The 20,653-nt window shown below is 44.8% G+C and carries 29 protein-coding genes; 1 reads left to right on the top strand and 28 read right to left on the bottom strand.

Going from position 1 to position 20,653, the window contains the following annotated elements; genetic code table 11:
• Window positions 1-10 precede the first annotated feature (10 nt).
• The 28 genes from ACFCTO_RS05895 to ACFCTO_RS05760 all read right to left on the bottom strand — a co-directional run bounded on the left by ACFCTO_RS05895 (window position 11) and on the right by ACFCTO_RS05760 (window position 19,947).
• Window positions 11-538 carry a phage major tail tube protein gene (locus ACFCTO_RS05895; protein ID WP_278967835.1) on the bottom strand — a complete coding sequence of 176 codons (528 nt, stop codon included), beginning with the start codon at window positions 536-538 and terminating at the stop codon, window positions 11-13.
• A gap of 13 nt (window positions 539-551) precedes the next feature.
• Entirely contained in the window at window positions 552-1,991 is a 1,440-nt protein-coding gene (locus ACFCTO_RS05890) for a phage tail sheath family protein (RefSeq protein ID WP_499876540.1), read from the bottom strand.
• A gap of 2 nt (window positions 1,992-1,993) precedes the next feature.
• On the bottom strand, window positions 1,994-2,290 hold the full coding sequence (locus ACFCTO_RS05885; protein WP_499876539.1) for a hypothetical protein: 297 nt from the start codon (window positions 2,288-2,290) through the stop codon (window positions 1,994-1,996).
• Complete coding sequence (locus ACFCTO_RS05880) at window positions 2,283-2,789, bottom strand: hypothetical protein (protein WP_499876538.1); 507 nt, start codon at window positions 2,787-2,789, stop codon at window positions 2,283-2,285. Before ACFCTO_RS05880 ends, ACFCTO_RS05885 begins: the two co-directional genes overlap by 8 nt.
• Complete coding sequence (locus ACFCTO_RS05875) at window positions 2,786-3,316, bottom strand: hypothetical protein (protein ID WP_499876537.1); 531 nt, start codon at window positions 3,314-3,316, stop codon at window positions 2,786-2,788. Before ACFCTO_RS05875 ends, ACFCTO_RS05880 begins: the two co-directional genes overlap by 4 nt.
• A gap of 4 nt (window positions 3,317-3,320) precedes the next feature.
• Window positions 3,321-3,650: a hypothetical protein gene (locus tag ACFCTO_RS05870; RefSeq protein WP_499876536.1), complete on the bottom strand. Its 330-nt coding sequence runs from the start codon at window positions 3,648-3,650 to the stop codon at window positions 3,321-3,323.
• The gene (locus ACFCTO_RS05865; protein WP_499876535.1) at window positions 3,647-3,898 is read right to left on the bottom strand and encodes a hypothetical protein; all 252 of its coding nucleotides are present in this window, start codon (window positions 3,896-3,898) and stop codon (window positions 3,647-3,649) included. Before ACFCTO_RS05865 ends, ACFCTO_RS05870 begins: the two co-directional genes overlap by 4 nt.
• Window positions 3,899-3,912: 14 nt before the next feature.
• Window positions 3,913-4,965: a major capsid protein gene (locus ACFCTO_RS05860; RefSeq protein WP_499876534.1), complete on the bottom strand. Its 1,053-nt coding sequence runs from the start codon at window positions 4,963-4,965 to the stop codon at window positions 3,913-3,915.
• An 18-nt stretch (window positions 4,966-4,983) separates the two neighbouring features.
• Window positions 4,984-5,322, bottom strand: coding sequence for a head decoration protein (locus tag ACFCTO_RS05855; protein ID WP_499876533.1), 339 nt, complete (start codon window positions 5,320-5,322; stop codon window positions 4,984-4,986).
• A complete protein-coding gene (locus tag ACFCTO_RS05850) occupies window positions 5,322-6,419 on the bottom strand; it encodes a head maturation protease, ClpP-related (RefSeq protein ID WP_499876532.1) in 1,098 nt (365 codons plus the stop codon). The genes ACFCTO_RS05855 and ACFCTO_RS05850 overlap by 1 nt, the downstream gene beginning before the upstream one ends.
• A complete protein-coding gene (locus ACFCTO_RS05845) occupies window positions 6,400-8,019 on the bottom strand; it encodes a phage portal protein (RefSeq protein ID WP_499876531.1) in 1,620 nt (539 codons plus the stop codon). The genes ACFCTO_RS05850 and ACFCTO_RS05845 overlap by 20 nt, the downstream gene beginning before the upstream one ends.
• A gap of 15 nt (window positions 8,020-8,034) precedes the next feature.
• Complete coding sequence (locus tag ACFCTO_RS05840; protein ID WP_499876530.1) at window positions 8,035-8,256, bottom strand: DUF6148 family protein; 222 nt, start codon at window positions 8,254-8,256, stop codon at window positions 8,035-8,037.
• Between the two features lie 11 nt (window positions 8,257-8,267).
• Complete coding sequence (locus ACFCTO_RS05835; protein WP_499876529.1) at window positions 8,268-10,211, bottom strand: phage terminase large subunit family protein; 1,944 nt, start codon at window positions 10,209-10,211, stop codon at window positions 8,268-8,270.
• Complete coding sequence (locus tag ACFCTO_RS05830; RefSeq protein WP_278967816.1) at window positions 10,195-10,704, bottom strand: hypothetical protein; 510 nt, start codon at window positions 10,702-10,704, stop codon at window positions 10,195-10,197. Before ACFCTO_RS05830 ends, ACFCTO_RS05835 begins: the two co-directional genes overlap by 17 nt.
• A gap of 554 nt (window positions 10,705-11,258) precedes the next feature.
• Window positions 11,259-11,732 carry a hypothetical protein gene (locus ACFCTO_RS05825; protein ID WP_499876528.1) on the bottom strand — a complete coding sequence of 158 codons (474 nt, stop codon included), beginning with the start codon at window positions 11,730-11,732 and terminating at the stop codon, window positions 11,259-11,261.
• The gene (locus ACFCTO_RS05820) at window positions 11,729-12,358 is read right to left on the bottom strand and encodes a hypothetical protein (protein ID WP_499876527.1); all 630 of its coding nucleotides are present in this window, start codon (window positions 12,356-12,358) and stop codon (window positions 11,729-11,731) included. Before ACFCTO_RS05820 ends, ACFCTO_RS05825 begins: the two co-directional genes overlap by 4 nt.
• A gap of 2 nt (window positions 12,359-12,360) precedes the next feature.
• A complete protein-coding gene (locus ACFCTO_RS05815) occupies window positions 12,361-12,585 on the bottom strand; it encodes a DUF551 domain-containing protein (protein ID WP_499876526.1) in 225 nt (74 codons plus the stop codon).
• A complete protein-coding gene (locus ACFCTO_RS05810) occupies window positions 12,582-13,085 on the bottom strand; it encodes a hypothetical protein (RefSeq protein WP_499876525.1) in 504 nt (167 codons plus the stop codon). Before ACFCTO_RS05810 ends, ACFCTO_RS05815 begins: the two co-directional genes overlap by 4 nt.
• A gap of 12 nt (window positions 13,086-13,097) precedes the next feature.
• Window positions 13,098-13,517: a RusA family crossover junction endodeoxyribonuclease gene (locus ACFCTO_RS05805; RefSeq protein WP_499876524.1), complete on the bottom strand. Its 420-nt coding sequence runs from the start codon at window positions 13,515-13,517 to the stop codon at window positions 13,098-13,100.
• Window positions 13,465-14,304, bottom strand: a complete 840-nt coding sequence (locus ACFCTO_RS05800) for a rolling circle replication-associated protein (RefSeq protein WP_499876523.1) — start codon at window positions 14,302-14,304, stop codon at window positions 13,465-13,467. Before ACFCTO_RS05800 ends, ACFCTO_RS05805 begins: the two co-directional genes overlap by 53 nt.
• A gap of 342 nt (window positions 14,305-14,646) precedes the next feature.
• Entirely contained in the window at window positions 14,647-15,531 is an 885-nt protein-coding gene (locus ACFCTO_RS05795; RefSeq protein ID WP_499876522.1) for a DUF3102 domain-containing protein, read from the bottom strand.
• Window positions 15,532-15,534: 3 nt separating this feature from the next.
• Window positions 15,535-17,319, bottom strand: a complete 1,785-nt coding sequence (locus tag ACFCTO_RS05790) for a PcfJ domain-containing protein (RefSeq protein WP_499876521.1) — start codon at window positions 17,317-17,319, stop codon at window positions 15,535-15,537.
• A gap of 12 nt (window positions 17,320-17,331) precedes the next feature.
• On the bottom strand, window positions 17,332-17,706 hold the full coding sequence (locus ACFCTO_RS05785; protein ID WP_499876520.1) for a hypothetical protein: 375 nt from the start codon (window positions 17,704-17,706) through the stop codon (window positions 17,332-17,334).
• 129 nt (window positions 17,707-17,835) lie between these two features.
• Window positions 17,836-18,267, bottom strand: a complete 432-nt coding sequence (locus ACFCTO_RS05780) for a hypothetical protein (protein WP_499876519.1) — start codon at window positions 18,265-18,267, stop codon at window positions 17,836-17,838.
• A 149-nt stretch (window positions 18,268-18,416) separates the two neighbouring features.
• On the bottom strand, window positions 18,417-18,584 hold the full coding sequence (locus ACFCTO_RS05775; protein WP_278967795.1) for a hypothetical protein: 168 nt from the start codon (window positions 18,582-18,584) through the stop codon (window positions 18,417-18,419).
• Between the two features lie 146 nt (window positions 18,585-18,730).
• A complete protein-coding gene (locus ACFCTO_RS05770) occupies window positions 18,731-18,940 on the bottom strand; it encodes a hypothetical protein (protein WP_499876518.1) in 210 nt (69 codons plus the stop codon).
• A 193-nt stretch (window positions 18,941-19,133) separates the two neighbouring features.
• Window positions 19,134-19,526 (bottom strand): hypothetical protein, encoded by a 393-nt coding sequence (locus ACFCTO_RS05765; RefSeq protein ID WP_499876517.1) that lies wholly within the window; start codon window positions 19,524-19,526, stop codon window positions 19,134-19,136.
• The gene (locus ACFCTO_RS05760) at window positions 19,510-19,947 is read right to left on the bottom strand and encodes an HNH endonuclease (protein ID WP_499876516.1); all 438 of its coding nucleotides are present in this window, start codon (window positions 19,945-19,947) and stop codon (window positions 19,510-19,512) included. The genes ACFCTO_RS05765 and ACFCTO_RS05760 overlap by 17 nt, the downstream gene beginning before the upstream one ends.
• Window positions 19,948-20,007: 60 nt before the next feature.
• Between ACFCTO_RS05760 and ACFCTO_RS05755 the strand changes: the two genes are divergently transcribed.
• Window positions 20,008-20,535 carry a DUF2321 domain-containing protein gene (locus tag ACFCTO_RS05755; RefSeq protein ID WP_499876515.1) on the top strand — a complete coding sequence of 176 codons (528 nt, stop codon included), beginning with the start codon at window positions 20,008-20,010 and terminating at the stop codon, window positions 20,533-20,535.
• Window positions 20,536-20,653 lie beyond the last annotated feature (118 nt).

The raw sequence follows: 20,653 nt of genomic DNA, 5'->3' as shown, positions 1-20,653 counted from the left end.
TTCCTCCCATTTAGATGCCCAAAGCATCGCGAATCGGCTGCATGATATCCGTGCCGTTGACAACAAATTTATATGCATACTTATCTACTTCCAGGAGCGTTTTGTCATTGACTTCGTACTTGATATACGTCGTTTCAATCGTATTTTCAGCATCGGTTGTAGATGCTGGTTCCCAGGAGCCGCCGGACATCTGTTTAGTCCGGCCACGGATAACCACTCGTACCTTTTCCATTACGTAATTGTTATTGGCACTGTCCCAGTACTGATTGGCCGCTCTGGCTTCCAGAGCTACGGCCCTGCCGCCTACCATGGTCAGGTTCCATTTGTCATTGATGTTGTGCGTAAGCTTTGTTTCCAGAGACTCGAACTGCCCTAACACCGGTGCTTCTATTTCGCCACCGACACCTACCCCCTTAATAGTCGCCGTAATACTTTTAAAATCAGGCAGTTCAATCTTGGCCACACCATATAATGTGTCGCTGTTTTCATCATAAATCCTGAAATCATTCAGGACTTCCGGCATTTTATTAATTTCCATGTGCTATTCACCTCTATTCAAACAATGCGTTGAACGCGTTGACATCATATTCCGAAATAGTATCGATTTCCTGCATCGGAATCGGCGGCGTGCGCTTCTTGTGGAATCTGAATATGCCCGCTTCCAGATCCGTTGTTGGATTTTCTTCTTCCAAAAATTCAATACTACCATCCAGAATATAGCCTCGTGATTTAAGTCCATTCAGGCGGATTTGTTCAGAATCCAAAATAATCTGGATATTGCGAGGAACCCCAGGCTTGTCGAGACGCTGCCAATAGGTCAGGATGAATACCTGGTCATCCCAGTCAAACATACGCCGGACAGCAAGAAACGTATCTTTGGGATCCGTAGAGCCCGGATAAGCCCCCGTATAATTGCCCCAAAGTCTCCAACCACCGCCGAAGTTCAGTGCCGTGGTAATGCCCTGGCCATTAAGTAAGTTGGCCTGCGTCAGTTCCAACGTAACTTCTGTACCATCTTTCAGACACAGTCCTGTAATTGGTACAGATTTGTTGGAAGGAGATTCATAGGGAATGTCATCATTCGACGCATCCACCTGGCCAATTACGCCCATTTCAATAGTGGACATGTAATAGCAATGATTGCCCATTTTCCCCATTGGCCAGCATACAGATTCAGCAACGCCTGTATAACCATTGCCACTTTTCCAAAGGTTACAGCCGCTATACGATTTTACTTCCGTCGTATCGATATCGGTCAGAATACTGCAACGGAATACATCGTTGATATTGCGGGATTTTGCCCGCATCACAGCGGCTACTTCCGGATGCTGAGACCAGCCCGGTGCAGCAATAATGCCCGGCACAAGCGAAAATCTACTGTAAATGTAGTTAATCAATTCCAGCCCTGTGACCGCATCATTCGTACCTACGCCACCGATGATATCTGCGTCTTTGACCAACGACGCATCGACCGCATCATAAGCAACATAAATATTCCTGGCGTCTGCAAGGGCTCCTCCCTCCAGAATAGAGATTACTGTATTCCCGTCATCATCGTACGCGGCAATATAGTCAGTCCCTGCCTTTGCGGCGGATCCTGCCGATGTAGCCGATACTGTTAACGAAGATAGGATAACGTCATCATTGATGGTTGCCGATTTCCGGCTTACCGTGATTGATGTACTGGATACGCTCTTTTTATGTTTGGCCGGGTCCAGTACATTGATGAATACCACTGGAGCAACGGCAAAGAGTTTGAATTCTGCATACATCGGCTCGCACAACGTGTATTTATCCCAGTCTTCGTGGTAGCCTAAATATTTCTTTGCTTCGGACCAGGAATAGCAGATGACTGGTTCGTTGATTTTCGGCTCTTCTGCCAAATGTACCGGAGCTGTGCCGAATACGACCGGAAGTCCGGCCGTTGTCTGGGCCGTAGCTACAACCGCAGTATCAATTTCCGATGTCTTGATGCCATGGAAAAACGCCATTATTAATTACCCCCTTTATTATTTCTGATTGCTTTCTGGTAAAATGTGTTGAGTGCCGTCCCTTTCTTCGCTACGGCCCTCAATGCATCATTTAATTCTGCCGGTTTGACAAAAAGATGCTTCAATACGCTGTCTTCACCTTCCGGCACGGGAATCTCAGAAAAAATCATACAGTGATTCAGTCTGGAATTCCGGAAGCTCGGTCCTACGTATATCACCGGCCCTGTATATGCGTTTTCAACAGCTTTTGTTTCTTCTGCTACCGCATTTTGTGTCATTTTTTCATTAGTCTCATCCAAAACGTTTCGGCCCTCCTAATATAAATTCACTGACTGTACGTGGCTGTTGCACATTGACATCAAAATCAATCCGCCCCCACCACATAGGATATGGCTGTTCATCCGGGATGGTAGATTCCATAGTTCCGTTCTTTATTTCCCATCGCCTATTGATGGGATTGTTGGTCAATAGAAGCTCCCTAATTACCTCCATTAATCTATACAAGCTCTGACAGCCATTAATCATATCATCATCGTATGTCGTTACTAATACAGCCATAGAAGCCGTAGATTCCATTTCCAGGTCGGATATGGTTGTTGGCCGGATGACAACAGCCGGACATAATTTCTCTTTCGATTTTTTATCTACCACATAGGGCAGGAAGCCCGGATATATCTTGATATTTCCTGTTTCTACATCAAGCAGTTTCGAATACTCCGATGAGGATTTGATTTGTTCTTTCAGCCAATCCGTGATTTCCGACGCACATTGCCATGGTGTTACGATTTGTGACATCATGCCTCACCAACCAATCGCTCTAATTCGTGCATCAAGCGTTCTGCATAAACGTTCATCCCTTCCTGTTCCATGAGTTCCACTACGGCCTTATTGCCATATAGCTGTGGGATGGCTGGCCCATGCAGGCCTTCAATGGGATATCGTTTAGGCCCGATTCTTTTACGGAAAACGCCGCCCTTGCCACCTTTAGAGAACGACATGGGTACCAATGCACCACTCCCTTTTTTAATAGTTACGAATATGCCCTTAGCCCTGCTGGCTGCCCGATAATGTTCAACTGGCAAAAACGGGCCTTTGATATCAATGGTAGATACTAAACCGCTCCGTTTAATGGGTGCTGCGTTCCGCAGTTCTCCGGATTTAATGGTGTAAATACTCCGTATCTGCTTGATTGCTACTTTCCTGGCATGCAATGCCCCGCGGTATGTCGCTCTGTCGATACATGCGGCAATCTTATCCCCAGAAAACTGTGCCAGTGTTTTTTCCAATTTTGCTACATCTTGGTTGCGTACCTCAATTGATATCATGTCATTATCCCTCAGATCCATGTAACGTAATAATAACAACACCCATTTCTACTGATGCTTTGTTGATTATCAACGGCTCATCGTCTACCCTGAATACCGCTCCTTCTGCTGGAATTTCCGGCAAATCCGACGCCTTAACATACACTTTCATCAACCGTCCAGATATACCACCGTATGGCTCATACGTCTGGCTATTAAAGAAATTTTCTTGGCTGTCCATCGTATCAATAACAGCTTTGCACAGCGTTCCATTTAAATCATGGTCTTCGGCAAATTCGTCGCCATTAATGAAAATATCGAGATCTGCCGAAACCATGTCTCTGAATCCGCTCATTTTGTGACTACTGCTGATGGATCAGCAGATGGTAATTCAGCTTCAGCGTCTTTTTCCGGTACCTTTGGGGTGTTTTTATCCTGTGCATTGACATCTGGCTTATCCGTATCGCCTACAGCCTGACAAAACTGATCCGGATGTTGTTTCATCAGGTCTTCACCTTTTGCATCGTCAACCGTGATAATATCACCTTTCCGGTACAGCTTACCGCCGGCACTGAGTGCTCCATGCATAACCATAATATCCATGATGCTACCTCCATCTATTTAGCTTTAATAACAGCCCAGTCATCCACGCATTCCGGGGCCAGCACACAACGACTGTACATGGCCAGTGCGACCTGCTGGGATTCTTTGGAGCCCATATAGTACGGTACATACTGGGCGGCATACGTGTCATAACCATTGCCCGCATCATTGACCAGAGTAACTGCACCATGAAGCTGCCGTCCTCTGCCAGGTACCGCCAGAACAGCTGTATCCGGATCCAGGAAGTTCTGCACATTGCCATCATCAGCCACATAGGTTTCCGCATAGGTATAAATTTCGAGATTCAGTGCCTGAATCATTCCCACACGCATAACCTGCGGGCTGACAATAGACGGCTGGATGCTCATGAGAGACAAATTACTGGCTAATGGTACAGACAGCCATTTCATAATTTGATCATTTCCCAGCATATAGTCTGCGATATTTTTACCGCATACCATGATAGTCGGCACTAATCCTGCATCTTCCTGTACCATTTCCGAGGCGTTTTTGATGTCACTGAAAATAGTGGCTCCCGCCTGATCCCATTTGGTACTGGGCACAACTGTATGATCAAAATCATAGCTTACCGTATCCAATAACGCAGTCTGCCCATCATCAGCATATCCGTAAATATCGCACTTCCCTGTCTGCAACAAATCCGCCGCCATCTTGCTCTTGCGATTGATGATGCTGTTTTGCAGTTCCACCAGATCTTCTGCCTGTTGTGCAGCTGCACGCTGTGCCGGCGTAACGGTACTGTAAATATTTTCCCCAAAGCTACGTTCATTGACGCGATCCGGGTCAAGGATACGACGCGGCCCAATCATCGGCGGTATATAGATGTCCGACTTGGAATCTTCCAAATTAAGGTTGATACCCTTTCCACCACGAGTTACAAATGGAGCCAGATGACGTCCGCGTTTGCGGTATTCTACTGCAATCCGCGTCTGTACGGCTACCTGCGGAACGACGGGGAAAAACGTATCAAGTAGAAAAGAGGCAGGCGGTGTAATGCGTTCCATAGCCTGTAATAACGAAATTGTGTCTCTATAATCAATAGCCATTGTACATTCCTCCTTTAGTTACACATTGCTAGTCAGATAAATCCCATAATCCCGCAGCTGTTCTTCGTGCGCAGCTACCGTATCTCCATCTGCTGTTACATGAAGCTGATTTCGGTTGAAACGTCCTGATACATATACAGTAGCTGTCGTTGCTTTTTCGTCGATGTCATATGCCAAAACCGCATTGGCATTACCATCTTTAGCCGTTGCTGCCGCTGTTTTCCCTGTAATTGTCATGAGCGTGCCTTTTGCCATTGCCGTCCCCGGCGTAATGGTGATATTAGCCATTAGAATTTCTTTTTCTGGCCCGCCATACATCTGTTCATGTGTAAATTTCATTGTCTCCTTGATTGCCATTATTTAACACCTCTCATCTTATTTGCAGCCGTAACCACATCATTGATATCCTGCATTTTCTGATTTTCTTTGCTCGTTCCCATACCGGCCTTTGGGCTTGGCTTGACCTCCTGACTTCCAGAGCGCATCTGATCTTCAATCAGAGCCCGGATGCTGTCTAAGGCTTCACTTGCTTCGTTCTTCGGTGCTTCGACTGCGTTTACCGCATCAATGAACGACTTCACATCCGCCGCTGTCTTTCCTTCTTTGATAGCCTGGTCAATGACTGCATTACCATATACATTGTCCGTTTTCAGTGCTTCCAAGCCGGCAATACGTTGTTTTTCTGCCTGGTTTCCCTGCACTGCCGGTTCTGCTGGACTGATGCCTAGTACATTCGCAATTTTTGCTACAAGATCATTATTTTTCATGTGCTTTTTCTCTCCAATCATTTCACAAATCTTCTGGATATCACCATGACCGTGATAAGCAATATCGTTCATGAATAACATGTTGTTCCTGATTTCTGCCGTGACGATATAATCATCAATTTCGTCAATGAAGCCGTACGCTTCTGCTTCATCTGCTGTCATCCAGGTCTCATCATCCATCATGTGGCCGATTTCTTCCGTAGTCAGTTCCCCATTGCACTTACTTACATATACGTTGACGATGGTCTGCTTAACTGTATCCAGGATATCTGCCGTCTGGCGCATGTAGTCCGCACCAAAATCACCGAACGCAAACGTTTTCGGATTGTGAATCATGTACAAGGCATTCCTGGGCATGACAATCTTGTCACCCGCACAAGCAATCAGCGTTGCCGCACTGGCGCACATACCGTCGATGTGTACGGTAACGTCACCTGTATACCCTTTCAGCAGAGTATAGATAGTCTGTGCCGCGAATACATCCCCACCCCCGGAATTGATACGGACGGTCAGATTCTTCCCGCCACAGGCCTTTAAATCGTTCCGGAACTGTGTGGGGTAGACACTATCATCATCATCGCTGTACCATGGTTTTTGGCTAGCAATGGCTCCGTAAATCAGCAGTTCTGCTGTATTCCCTTCCGCTTCATTGACAAATTTCCAAAATTTATTGATTTTCTTCTTCATTTGTCTTTTTTTCTCCTTTCCCGGCATACCCAGTTGTTTCATCGCCCCCGGCAATGCCGTATTTCTCAAGCAGCCGTTGTTCATACGCCAGTTGTTCGATATTTTCCTCAAAATCTGTACCGGTCATTTCTGCCGCTTCCCGTTCCCGTGTGCTCAATCCGTACTGCGTGCGCAAAGCGCTGCCGTTTACGTCCTTGAGCGGGTCGAGAATGCTCATTGTCGGTCCATACCAATTGGCATTGCACCAGCACTTCCTGATTAGCGGATCCGTAAAGAATCCTGGCGCCTCAATCCGTCCCATGGCAATCGCTTCAGCAAGCCACATTTCGTATACTGGCTGGCAAAAATCGCGTGCAAACCAAACACGCCGGCGTTTATACTCTTCCCAGGCCTGTAGCAATGCAGCCCTTGATGCCGAATAGGATGAGGTAAAGTGTTTCATCAACACTTCATACGGCTGTCCAATCGCGCTTCCGACCATTTCCAGCAATTTCGTTGTAAATGTGTCAAAAGTAGACATGCTTCTGGCCGCATCAACACTTTTTACATCTACGCCTCGTGGCAAGGCGTTCATTGTCCCTGGCCCCAATGCATATTCGTCAACATCGATAACGGGCGCCATTGGATCATCATTTCTGGCTGTTCCCAAAATGTCATTTAATGTCGCACCGCTGGTATTACTTTCTGTAAAAAATAATGCGAAAAATGATTTTACAATAGCTGCTGTAAGTTCTGCTGATGTATATCGGCTGACCTGCTTCAATGTCTCAATTACCGGAGCCAGGTATGGTACGCCTCTATACTGCTCTGGCCTGGTATCGTGACATGTCTGTACCATATTCGGCATGCCGCATATATCGCCGAACGCTTTGATACGTACCCAGTCTGCTACCCGTCCTACATCGACTGGATCCCCCGGTACTTTATTGGACACCCAGTATGCAACAACCGCTCCATCCATGTCTATCTCGACTCCGGATATAATTCTATTCCCTGAAGTCGGTGCGGCCATTTCTACAGCATAGGGGCCCATTACCCCATAATAGTCACGCCCCAAAGGATTACTAATCCGATTTCCTTCTAGTAACTGCAACCGCAATGAATAGGGATAGTCTTTAGTAGGTGGTTTGCGCCGGAAAAGGCAGAAAGCGTCTCCATCTACGAGATACCCCGTATAATTGATATCCTGCAAATCATAGAAGCTGTTGCGATGAGATATATCGCACGCTGTAGATGATGCCCATAAATCAAATTCCTGAGCGGCTTTTCTCGACCAGTCACGCGCTGTCTCGGCATCCATCCCCAGTATCTTGAATTTAGGGCGCGGAAATACATGAAGACCAACGCCTATCGTATGCAAAGCGCTGGTATTGATTGCTGCCGACCCAATTGGCGTATTAATCGCTTGATCTGCACTACGGTTTCGAAGCGTATACAGATTAGCGTTGATGTCGGCTTTGGACGAATATTTTACTGGCCGGTATGCCTTGAGGATATTACTCTTATGGGACGCCCCACCCTCCGAATAGCCACTATTGGTAATTTCTTTCGTCGGCATTCTCGCCTTCGCTTTTGATACCATTTTTTTCTTTTTTCTCATGTAGTCTTAGCCCTCCTAACCTAAAAAGACAATTCTTTTGGCTCTTCCTGTTTGTGCCGATTCTGCCCCTTCTAGTTGGGCACCGCCGGCAATCAAGTCATCAATGGCTGCCCGGATTGTAGATAGATCTGCACGAGTCAGAGTGCGTGTACCAATCGTATATGACTGTCCCATAAGGACTGCTTTTTCTGCTTCCAGATATCGTGCTAATCGTTCATCCTGCACCGTATTGCTCATTCCATCACCACCTACCATATATCAGTTGCTTTGCTTGCTTTTTTTCTTGCTTCTCTCTTTTTCTTTGGCACTTCCAGTCTCATCTTTACCGATTTTCCTTCTTTAGCTGCAGAAAGTATTTCTGTCATCTGTTCCCAATCGGGATGACAACTGTACATGCATCCCAGGTTATATACCCTCAAATCCAGAGGTTCATTGCGTACACCAGCGGTCGTTTCCCATATTTCACGAATAACGCCATTCTTTTTTATCCGCCGTTTGTGTTCCGAGATAATCCCTTTAAAATACAGTTCGTCATATCCCCGGTTTGCTAATCCTGTATCATCTTCATCTAAAGGAAAATGCATATACTGTGGTCCTGGCTGACTGATTGCCAACCGGTTCATGACTTGTTGCTTACCATCGTCTACCCCCAGAATAACAAGCGGAATCGGAGTGTTATGGGCCTTGCCAATTTTGTAGTTAAGCGGTATGCCAGGGATGTTCGCATACCCTTTAATGGCAAACCGCTGCTTCGCAAAGTTTCGCTTGCAGTATCGGTATACACTGCCTGTATAGTGTCCGCCGGAATCAATAAATGTCCGCAAAATCTTTAACCCGGTTCCATCTGCAAACGTATAGGTATGGTTTAAGATAGAATCTAATTCATTCCACGTTGATTCCTGATCCGGCTTGCCTAAAATGATGCCTTTCTTTATCCCCCAGGCTTCTTCACCGCTTCCCCAGCCGCACACTTCATACTCCAACCGGTTGTCCTGTGTATCGACAGCTGCAGTCAGCATAAGCACGCCGTCTGGCAGTTCTGCACTATAGGCTTCTCTTCTCCGCATAAAAATTTCATGATCTTCAAATGCCCCTGGGACTCGATAACTTTCCCCAAATCGGGTATTGACGACAACTTTTTCTCTAGCCGGATCTCCTTTGGCTTCCAGCCATTCGCGCATGATATCGTTCCAACTTAGCCACGGAGACGTAAATGCATTGACAAAAAAACTGCGAATGCCATTTTGCACCGCAGTTTTATTTTTCGCTATATATTTTTGTTTGGCGTTTTTCATCTGTCGTTCGGTAAACTCAAACCCACATTCCGGACATCTCCATTTTACCGATTTTACTACAACATGCTTCGCCCCGTCAGCACTCTGATACTCATCCGCATCAGTGACGATATCAATATACCGTATCAGATGCCATTCTCCACAATTTGGGCAGGCATGCTGCCATTCTTCCTGGGTGCCAGCATTGTACTCTAAATCAATGCGACTGCGCCCTTCATTGGTCGGGGTGGAAAAAAGCCCCATAACGCGATTCCAATATGTCGTCATACGCTTAGCCGCTAAATCGACCGGATCACCTTCTGTTCCGGCGCTATCCGGAAACCTGTCTACTTCGTCCGCAAGTAAAATGCGGATGGGGCGGCTTGCCAGGCCGGCCGGACTATTAGCCCCACACATGATAAGCCTCCCGCCCGGAAATATCTTGCTGAGGATTGTATTATTTCCATCGCGGGTTTTTGCGGTCTGGTTATCCTGTTTGCTTTTGACATTGTAGAAAATCTGACTAAGCACCGGCGTATCACGTATCATGGGAGCAATACGTGATTTACTGTAGTCCTGAGCCATATCAATCGTTGGCTGTATCATCATGATAGTGGCCGGATCCAGATGGGCAAATCTGCCGATAACATTATTCATGATATCGCTTTTCCCGATTTGTGCCGCCGATTTAACAACGACTCGATGAATACCAGGCTCGGTGAATGCGTTCATGATTTCTCTCTGGTATTCTGCCCGTTCTGTTCTCCATTTCCCAGGCTCTGCTGAGACACCTTGTGATAAATAACGATATGTATCAGCCCATTCACTGACAGACGTCTTTGGCAGCGGTTTTAATCCATGGATAGATGCGTATTTCCATAGCTCATTAGCTGTTTTCAGTCTATGTTTCATCATCATCCACCACCTCTTCATCAATAAACAGATCTGGACTGTATTCGCTCAATTCAGACAGCTTTTCTTCTATCTCGTGTGTCAGAATAGTATAAATCCGCTCTTTTTTCTTCCCTTCCAGCTGAGGAGCCAGTTTTGTCGGTAACCCCAGTAGCTGTGTTCTCAGGTTTGACAGCATTTCTGTCATGACCAATTCAACCGTTTTTGCGCTGTAAGCGTTTCCTTCCATCATGGCCAACTTGAGTTCTGCAATCTCACGTTTGATTTTCTCGTGTTTTGCTTTCTCTTCCATATAATCCAGTTCATCGCCGTCTGTTCCGCCTGTCTGCGTCCGATAATAGTTTTGCAGACTGGCAATTACCAGCACAGCACCATGGTCATCCCGTTCTACTATGCCTTCCTGGATCAGCTGGTGTATCCGTGGCTGTGTCAATCCCAGGGCTCTGGCCAATTCTGTTTGTGTAGTTGTCAGCTTTTTCAAGTCCTTCGAGATTTTCACATCCGTACTCCATTCTTATATTTTTTATAAAAATTTTTGTTCGTTGAATAAATAAGGCTAATTAATACACATTTTATTATACCCATATTGCATACAAGCCATTAATATTTTTATAAATAAGCCTGAAAAAAGCCAAAAATCTAAGCGATTTTTGGGCGCCGCGGTCGCGCAAGCGTTTATTGTTAACCCAAAGGACCCGCAATTTTTCACTATTTCTATGCAATATGGTTATCGAAACACGCGTCTCCTGCTCCCTTGTCGTACAGGTCCGTGGTTTAATGCTGTCCGGTTGTCAGGTGCATGCCGTTTGTACAAGAACGACAAACATCGTTCTCTATGTAGGATGATATGATTTGCCAGACATATACCATGCTTGTTATGAGCACAACGATAGTTATTACAGTCTACTCTCATAACCATCCCTCCGTTCCCGCAAGCTGGGTATAAAAAGAAGGAAGCCATCACAGGCTTCCTTCATCATCCTTTATTTACACCATACATTATATCACATTGAAAGCGGGGATAAACGGGGATAAACGGGGGTATTTGTAATTTTATTTTCTTGATTGGTAAAAATCCGAATGAACCAAAATTTTGTAGAAATTTTCCAGAGCAATTTCATGCAGTTCTTTCCGGGTATATGCCTCAGAGTATTTCATGAATCTCGCTATTTCTCCCCATCTCCTCTGATTCACATACCGTTCAATCAATAATGTTCGCAACCGTACTTCGATAATATCGTCAATCATCTTCATAAGTACATTCCGCTTCTGAATCAGTGCCTGTATTTTAAGCTGTTGCTCATCCCGCAATTTCAAATAGTGATTGATATTCTCTGCATTCCATCCGTACTTTTTCGTACCATGGGCCGGGGCCAGGTAAATCTGCGATGTCAGATGTCCGTTCCCCATTCCCCCCACCACCGTTTTCCATTCCTTTTCAATCGCATACTTGCGTGCGTCAATCTCACCTCCAATAGTCCCTAACTGCTCTAAATACGTCTTAGCTATCAATTGCTCATTAGTCATATGTTTTCATCTCTCTTCCTTGCTTTTCCTGTTATCATATTAATTCCCCACTTTGGGCCGACTTTTATTTTCCCATTCTGCTTTTCGTATTCTGTCAGGATATCATAGCCAATTCCACATTCCTTTTTCATGATGGCCATAAAATCGTAGATGGTGATTTTCAATGCTTCATCGCGTAATGCATAGGCATATCCATATAGGCGCCTGGATAATCTCTGCAACTGGTCCGCATCAAACCGGAAATGCTGAATAAGGATATGATAGGTAATCACAACTGCTCCTAAAATTACGTTATGAATCCGGTCTTTGTATTCCCTGCCGTTAATCTTATTCCTCCGCATCAACCCAGACGATGCCAAGGGCAGGACTTTCACAGCATACCGCCGGTCCATTTCTTTATTGTCGTATCCATATTTCGCTATGCACTGTATCCATTCTCGTAAATTCATTCCCTTTTCCGGCAGTTCATTCCAGTATTTTACGATTCGCTCCATACGTTTTTGGCCAAAGCCGAATTCATCGTGAAGAGCCATGAAAAGAAGCGTTTCTGAAAACTGGGCTCCTGCATCTTCATAGATCCACAAATGTTGTTCATGTTCATACGCTTTTATGCTGGCAGCGATCATTGTCATTCCCCCTTTCCTTCCGATTTTCTTTCATGCGGAATCATGGGAATCGGTGCCCAGTACTGCACTTCATTCAGCCTGACAGGCCTGGAACATTCATCGATGATCCAATAATCTTTGCGGAATTGCCCGACAGCCACCACTGGTTTCACGGCCTGTACATGCATAGCCACCAGCACTCTGTCTTCCGGATCCGGCATACAATCTCTGACATCTACCCATCTCATTCCTTCATCACTCCTCTCCGACAGTCAATCACTTCTGCAGCCTGTATTGTCTTGTCATCAAACAGCTGCATCTGTGCCCGCTTTCCTTTAGCATATAACGAAGCTTCCACCGTCAGTTTATCGACAGCTGCCGTCAGTTCCATGTTCTGTTGAGGTGCCAGCCAGTCCGTAACAATATTGCAGAATCCCATATAATCCCACAACATTGTTCCCGTCAGTTTGTATGCTTTAATGACAGTCTTCCCCTGCCGGTCCTCACCATATTTGATATTACATTTGTGAAAATCAAATTCCAGCCATGTTTCTTCATCGTTATAGGCAGGATTTACCCGCTGAAAGGCTATATTGATGGCGCTCCATATATCCAGCATTTCCGGCCTTGGTAATTCTACACTTGTCAAAGTGTATTTATCTACAATCCCATCCCGGTCCTTCAAATAGGATATGTTGATTTTTGTCCCATTTTTGCCTACCTGCTTGCTAATATCGGTAATCAGCATGGTACTCCCCTCCTATCGGTTCCATAGCATCAGTGTCCATCTCTTTAGTTCTTTAAAGAATTCATCCGCATCAGCTGGCTCGAATAACAGCACTTCCACTCTGGGGTTCATCGCATCGATATAAAATTCATCAATGAATCCCATGATTTGTGTCCATCCGTCATTTTCCAGCACATTCATTTCCTGCAGGCTGTCCAGTATGAACTTTTTGGCCATGGCAATATTGTCTTTATCCCGGCGCCGGTTTGGCTCATACCACAGGAAGACAGGCATACACTTTGCCAGCATCTTTCCTCTGATTGGCAAGGCTCCCAGTCTGCAAATATAGTGGGCATCCCGGCTCACTCTGCTTCCTTTATAGACATTCGAACGATTGGCTTTAACATATTCGTTCAGCCCGGGAAGAGTGGCCGGAATTGTGATTTTTAGCATAGGTTATATCCCTCCTCATTTTTACGGTAATATGCCATCCCGCATCAGTGGTAAATATGGCGCTGGCTTCCGTCAACAGGTATCCCGGATATAATTTTTGCCATACATCCGGGCAGTCTGTCTGGCTTGTCAGGCTGATCAGTTTTTTCCGGCTGTACCGGTAATCATTTTTCCGTACAACTGGCTTTTTCAAATTTTTGCTGGGATGCCATTTCTTTTTCCCCGTCAGCCCTTTTGTCAGATATCTGGCTAATGCCTCCAGGCCATATTCATCAGGCTGCAGCTTATCCACATTCACCATTCCCAGTTTTCGGCCCTTGTGCTCTCCCTTTTTCCGGGGAGCTCTCCATAAATCAGCCACTATATCCCGGTCAAGCATCCCGTCCATGATAATGTGATGATGGATTCTTGTAGGCCGTCCATCCTCTTTCGTCCGGTATTCCGTGACAATGATATATCGTGGTGATGGCAGACCCTCTTTTTTTCTCCTGGCCTTAATCCGTCTCATGTAGTTTGTCACATTTTTCTCTGCTTCTTCTACAGTCGATGGCATGCACGCCCTGGTATAGGTGGCATGGATGCAGAAATCATTTTCTCCAAAATTCGTATTCACGAGCTGGGTGAAATATCTGCGTGCATTTTTATTGTTCTGGGCAATCTGTTTCATAGTCGATGCATTTTTCCGTTTATCCGGCTTACCTTTTAGATGCATGTTGGCCATCTCAAACAGATCCATCTCTATGTAGTTTTCTCCACATATGGTTTTCTTTTCCCTCACAAAACTCATACTTGGTTGTCCCTCCTATGATTATTTTGCAACGTCGATATCTTAATCCCCATTACAAGCCCGCAAAGAGGCCGACGCCTCTAAAAAATTTCACTTTCACATATAATATGTATATATAACTGAGACTGCCTACTGCAGTATCTGGATTTACTCATCACTTTCAATTTGTAATCCCAGATACTGCAATTGGTCATTGGATAAATCTTTAAAATAATGTTCTTCCCCGTTCTTCAAAATGAACCGGTAATATGCATGATTATTTTCCTTCAGGCAGGCATGTTCTCTGATTCCTACCTCATGGATCCGATTCAATACCCATGTTTTGAATTCATTCCTGTTCATTTATAAAAACTCTCCCAACTTTTCCAGCATTTTTTGTGCCGCACTCATATATCTTGTACGTTTTTCATTGTCTGTAATATTTTCGATGTCTGACAGCATCGCATTGAACGCGTTCTGTATGATTTTCATGTGTGCTGTAAATTTCATCCGGTCTTCATCTGTACTGGCTGCCTCCAGTACGTGTATTTTCTTCTTTAACTTTTCAATTTCTTCCTGACCTGCATCGGATATCGCTGGCCTGGCTTCTAATTCCAGTATACGTTTCTGCAATACATCCCGTTCACGTTCTGCGGCTGTCAGTCGTTCGTCATACAAATCAGATTGTTCCGCATTCCGGGCTTTATCCTCAGCCTGCAATGCCCGGTTTTCCGCCTGCCTTAATTTTTCTTTCGCTTCCCATGCACGTTTTTCTGCATCCATTGCCCGGTCTTCCGCTTCCTTTCGGGCTTTGATTGCTTCCTGCAGTTCCCGTGTAGACATACTGGCCACATCATTTTCCTTGACGAATTCTTCCCGTTCTGCATCTGTCGGCAGTGACAAAAGCGCCAGCGCCTGCGTATATGACAATTCTTCAAATACATTGGGCGCACCGGATGCAAATAAACTGTCCATTTCCGTCATCCCGAATTTATCGCCATATTGGTCATATACCCGCATCAGGTTCTGGGCTGTACGTTCGGAATAATTCACATTATCTTGCAGCCATTTCCCCCAGGCGCCATGGTCAATCATGTCCTTGGCTTCAGTCAATCGCTTTCCGATTTCAATAGACGACGCCAGCATGATTTTCTGTGTCTGCCTTTTTATCGTATTGATTTCTGTGGCAATCGTATCCGCTGTCCGGACACCGATGGCCGTACTTTCTACATTGATGATATCTGTCATCCTCTATGCACCTCTTTTTATGCGTTTCGGTTGTAAAATCTCTTTATCATATTGTTGGACAAAGGCATATACGGCTGTCCCAGCCTGGGCTGGTTCATTATTTTTTGTCCGGCACTGCATGATTTGATTGTCGCGTACTTCCATCGTGTAAAATACGTCATCCGGCGCTGCTTTTTGCCGTACAGCCAGGATAGTGGTATTGCCTTTGGCATGTGAATCGGTATATGTTGCTACGCAGTTATGGTTGACTGCGCCTTCCCGTATGAATTCTTCAACGGTCTGCAACGGCCGGATGAAAAACAGATTCGAATGGAAGCAGTACGACTGCAGTTTCTTATTCCGTTCTTCCAGCATCGCGACCTGCTGTTCTGCATACTGCCGGTGCCGTCTTTCGATATCGGCCCTCATCTTCAGCCGGACAGCTTCTGATGAATGCCGATGCGCTTCATATAAATCCCGTGGCCGTAGATACTGCCGGTCTGTCAGATCATATCCCAGTTCTTTGATTTCCTTGTAATAGTCCAAATAATCACAGATGCAGGCTCTAAGAGATAGGCCCGACTTCCCATGTTCACGCGTCATCTTATCGAACTGCTTTTCACAATACATGATAATCTGATGAGCCGATGGCAGATTCTTGTCATTCAGTAAGCCGTTATCCTTCATGCTCGAGTAAGCGCCTTGCATCATACTGGCTTCTTCCAACGTACATCGCTTCCCGGTCTGTTGCATAACCGTTAGCATATTCAATGCGTTCACTGACATAGGGGTATGTTCTTCCTGTAGTTCATAGAGATGTTTCTTTTCCCTCTTTGTCAGCACAAACCGTATCATCTGTTTAGGAGATTTATACTGTTGCCACTTGATAGCTGGATAGGTGCTTTGGCCATGTATCTTACGCAGGACGCACCCAATCAGCCCGCCTTTAACCATATATTCGATTTGCGAGAACCGGGAATATAAATCCAGATATGCCACTGATACGTATGCATACTCTGCTCCCTCAGACCATCCTTTATAATAATTCCGGAAATATTTCACCGCACAATATCGCCAGGCTGATGTCTGACATATATCATCCAGGCTATCCCAATCTACATAATCGATTAATCCACGGTCTGCCCATTTATATACATCGCCTGGTCCTATGCGTTCTACCCGGTTCCACGGGGTACCGATGCCATCGTCTCCTGCTGAATACCAGAACGGCGTTTTAAACTGTCCGCCGGCATAATCCACGTCCCGGCAATAATAGATTGTTCCTTTGCCAATTTCCATCCGCATCATCCCGACAACATATGCTATCGGCCGGACATTCCGGTATCCCTGATCCATAGGCAGATACGCTACTACATTTTTTGCCAGGATAACATCTTTATTCTTCCGGCTCCGGGAAAAGAATGTCACATAGGTTCCTAATACTTTATTCATCATGCCCTTGCCAGCGTATATCAGCTGATGCTCTTTATGGCAATACGGGCAGCTATATCGTTTGAATGGATACCACGTATCCATTTTTTCTATCGTCCAGCTATCCGGAATCCGGAAGGAATGATGACAGAACGTACAATATCCAAATCTCGTCTTATTGGTTACCTCATGACCATTGGTGTTTCTCAGTTCCGGATGTTGATTCAGATATTCTTCTTTGGCCATAGCTCCACGGGTGACACAGATATACTGACTGTCCATCGTATGAGTGAGAATCCAATGTAATTCTTTCTTTGAACATTGAAATGAGTAAAATTCATTTTCCAGTTCTGAAGGCGTGATTTCATATGCTTTCATTTCATCCACCTCCTATAACAGGTCATCAATATCAAGTGTTACCCGTTTCGGTTCAGTATGTGTTGCCGGATGTACGGTTTGGCCAGGCATGCACCGTTCGACATCCTGTGCCGATAATAATGGCTGCACGATTCTTCCACCAAAATGGAAATAATCATACAGGTCTTCCATCGTGGCCACCCCGACATTATTTTTCTGGTTTTTCCTGGCCCGTTCCCGCATGAAATCCATGCATCCCTTCAATGTAAGGTCATCTGTTATTTTTTCGGATTCTTCCGGATGCTCCGTCATGTAATAGATAGCCGTCTGCCCTATCATCCGGATACAGGCATCCGTGCTGTTATCATATTCATTCTGCCAACGTTCTATGATTTGATTCATATCCATGTAAATCAGCCCTTTTCGTATCAAAATAATTTTTGTATTACCCAAATCGTCAATGAAATAAGTCCATACCAGAAGGCAAATGTCAGTACTCCCATACACGCCAGCCGTAATCCGATATGTTTGATTCCGTTATTGCTTTTCTTGCCAGAGCAAATCTTTTGCATGATCAATCAGCTTCCTTACATACAACAGGTTAATCGGGTGCCGGTTCCTGTTGTTCCTATTTTTTCCCGGTTCCATGTGCTCCAACCGCTGTTCTAATTCTGCAACGCTTGTAACCTGTTCAATTCCCATGGCCTTACTTTGCAGATATTCTGTCGTGCAGCCTAAACTATTCATCCAATCACCAGAAAAATAAATAATATCGCATCGGCATAGCAGTTCTAATGTATACATCAGCCCGATTAGGATAAGGAGTAGTTGCATAATCATTGCGTACAGCGTGGATGGGTGAAAATACAGCAATCTGTGGAAATTTTGACTGCAGTTCCATTGCAATCCTGTCCGCATCCATGGCGTTCGATTCTTTGCCCCCATATGGATGAGATAAATATAAAGCAAGCATCAAATATCCTCCTATATCAACGAACGAAGCCCCCGGCATAATCTGACGGTCAATTTCATTCCTACTTTTGCCAGGATGAACACCAATAATAACTGCATCCCCAGGAAAATTCCAATAGATTGCCAGATAGTGTTCATAAGCTCTCTCATAATGCTCCTCCTGCTGCCGGCACATCATCCGCAACCAGTTTCGTATTTGCCGCTTCCCGCTGTTCTTCTTCATGCCTCTTTTTCTGCCATTCCCGGAATTTCCTCATATTTTCCGGATTGCGATAAAATTCCACTATTTTTTCTGCCAGTGTTGTCGTATACATTCCAATTCCTCCTTTTATTTCTACATCTATCTTGCAATGCAAATTCATATCGTGTTATAATGAATCAACAAATTTATAGTCCTGCCGGTAAAATAGCTCCTGGCAGGACATTGGCTCTGTGTTCCAGCACAGAGCCTTTTCTATTTCTACGACATAATGATGACGGCCATACCAAAGGATCCGAGAAATGCGGCTGCTCCCAGCCCTGCCTTGATGATTTCTCCCGCCGTTAACGGGTCGCCATAATCTTCGGCGTATATTTCTCTGATGCGGTCATCCAGCATTTGCTGCCGGCGCCTCTGGATCTGATACAGTTCGTAGTTGCTGTTTACCCAGGCCGGTATATCTGTTGTCATAAGAAGTCCCCCTTTTTGACGATGATTCCGTTTTGAAGTTGTACCGTTTTTCCATCCCAGCGATGAGATGTATAATAGTGCATCATGGCTTTTGGCCATCTGACAGTATATACACCGTTCGCATTCCGCTTCCGGCGTGTAATAATCCGCTTGGGATTCCCAAATTCTTTAATAAAGTCTGACAACGTATATCTCATCGCTCCTTCTGTATCTTGATGCATTCTGCATCCGTGACTGTAAAAAAATTCGGCTTATATTCCGGATGTGCGTTCAGCCAGTCGATAAAGCATGTTTTAATAGCTTCATCCAGTTCGTCTTGGTCATCTTTCGTGACATTATCCAGCCATCCGATGCTATAGTCATCGGCTTCTTCGTATGCCTGTTCCTGCAACTGATAGAATAATTCGTCTGTGATACCGAATACCGGCTGGAATTGTTCTACTTGTCCAACCCATACTGTCGAAACATCTTCCAGTTTGGCTTCTTGCATAGCTTCATCCAAGGCATCCTCTTTACTATCAAAGAAGATGCCGTTACAGTTTTCTTTATCCCCTAATGCGTATGTCCATTTATTCGTTGCTTCCATTACCGCACCGCCTTTCAAAGTAAAAAACAACTTCATTTTCTTTTTCTTCTATCAGCCCATATTTCAAGGCCAATCGATAAATATAATACTTTTTGAGTCGGCCCTGGACCTTTTCCAGTTCATCGCGAAACCGGTCAATAGTCATAGTACCTTTGTAAAAATTGCACATCCGGCAGGCTGGATTATAATTTTCCAGTTCATCCGCACCTCCTACGGAATGCGCCTCGATATGATCCACCTGCATATCCTTATATGCAAGTGGTGCCCCACAGTATGCACAATGGCCACCAAACTTTTCATACACCTGTTGTCTAATAGCTTTCGGAATCGGTTTATGTCTCCGTTCCCGTTCTCTGGCTTTTTGTTCCCGTTGTCTGGCCTGCGCATCTTCCCAGTGTCGGGCAAGTTCTTCATCGGTCATTTTGTCACCTCCATTCCACATCATCTCATGTGCTATAATATCAATTAAGGTGGTGATATTATGTCTTCAAAACAATATGACGTGGCCCAAATTTGTACATCAGGACATGTTATAAATTTAAGCTGCAACAGACAACCAGCTGACTGCACCAAATTTTGTTCACTGTGCGGTTCTCCTACTATAAAAGAGTGCCCATCTTGTAAAGCTCCAATCCGAGGAGATGCCTATGTCTCTAGTGTTATTGCTGTCACTAGTTTGGACGGTGTCGAAAGATCAATAAAAGTAACTAAAGATTACGTTGTTCCAGCGTTTTGTCCTGATTGTGGTAACCCTTATCCATGGACAAATAGTTTTTTAATTAGTGCTGAAAAAATTGTTGATATGGCAGATGACCTATCTCCCGAACAAAAACAGCAGCTAAAAGAAACATTTCCTAACTTGCTGGTTGATAAGCCAGAATCTAAATATTCGGCTTTAGTTGCAAGTAAATTAATTCATGAAATCAAATCTATGGGAAAAAATATTTTGATTGAAATGTTGAAAGAAAATATTCCGATGAAACTATTTGAACTTATGCAACTCGACTGATTGCTTTTTCTTGCCCAATTCAACGAATAAGGTATTGCCTGGGCATTTACTATGTCCGCAATCATACCGCTTATGAAGAATGACGCATTTACAATATTTATGTAGCTTTGCGCCACAT

This window comes from Megasphaera indica, from assembly GCF_046614755.1.
Lineage (GTDB): Bacteria > Bacillota > Negativicutes > Veillonellales > Megasphaeraceae > Megasphaera > Megasphaera intestinihominis.
Note: the sequence above shows the minus strand (reverse complement) of the source record. Positions and strands in the feature narration are given on the sequence as shown.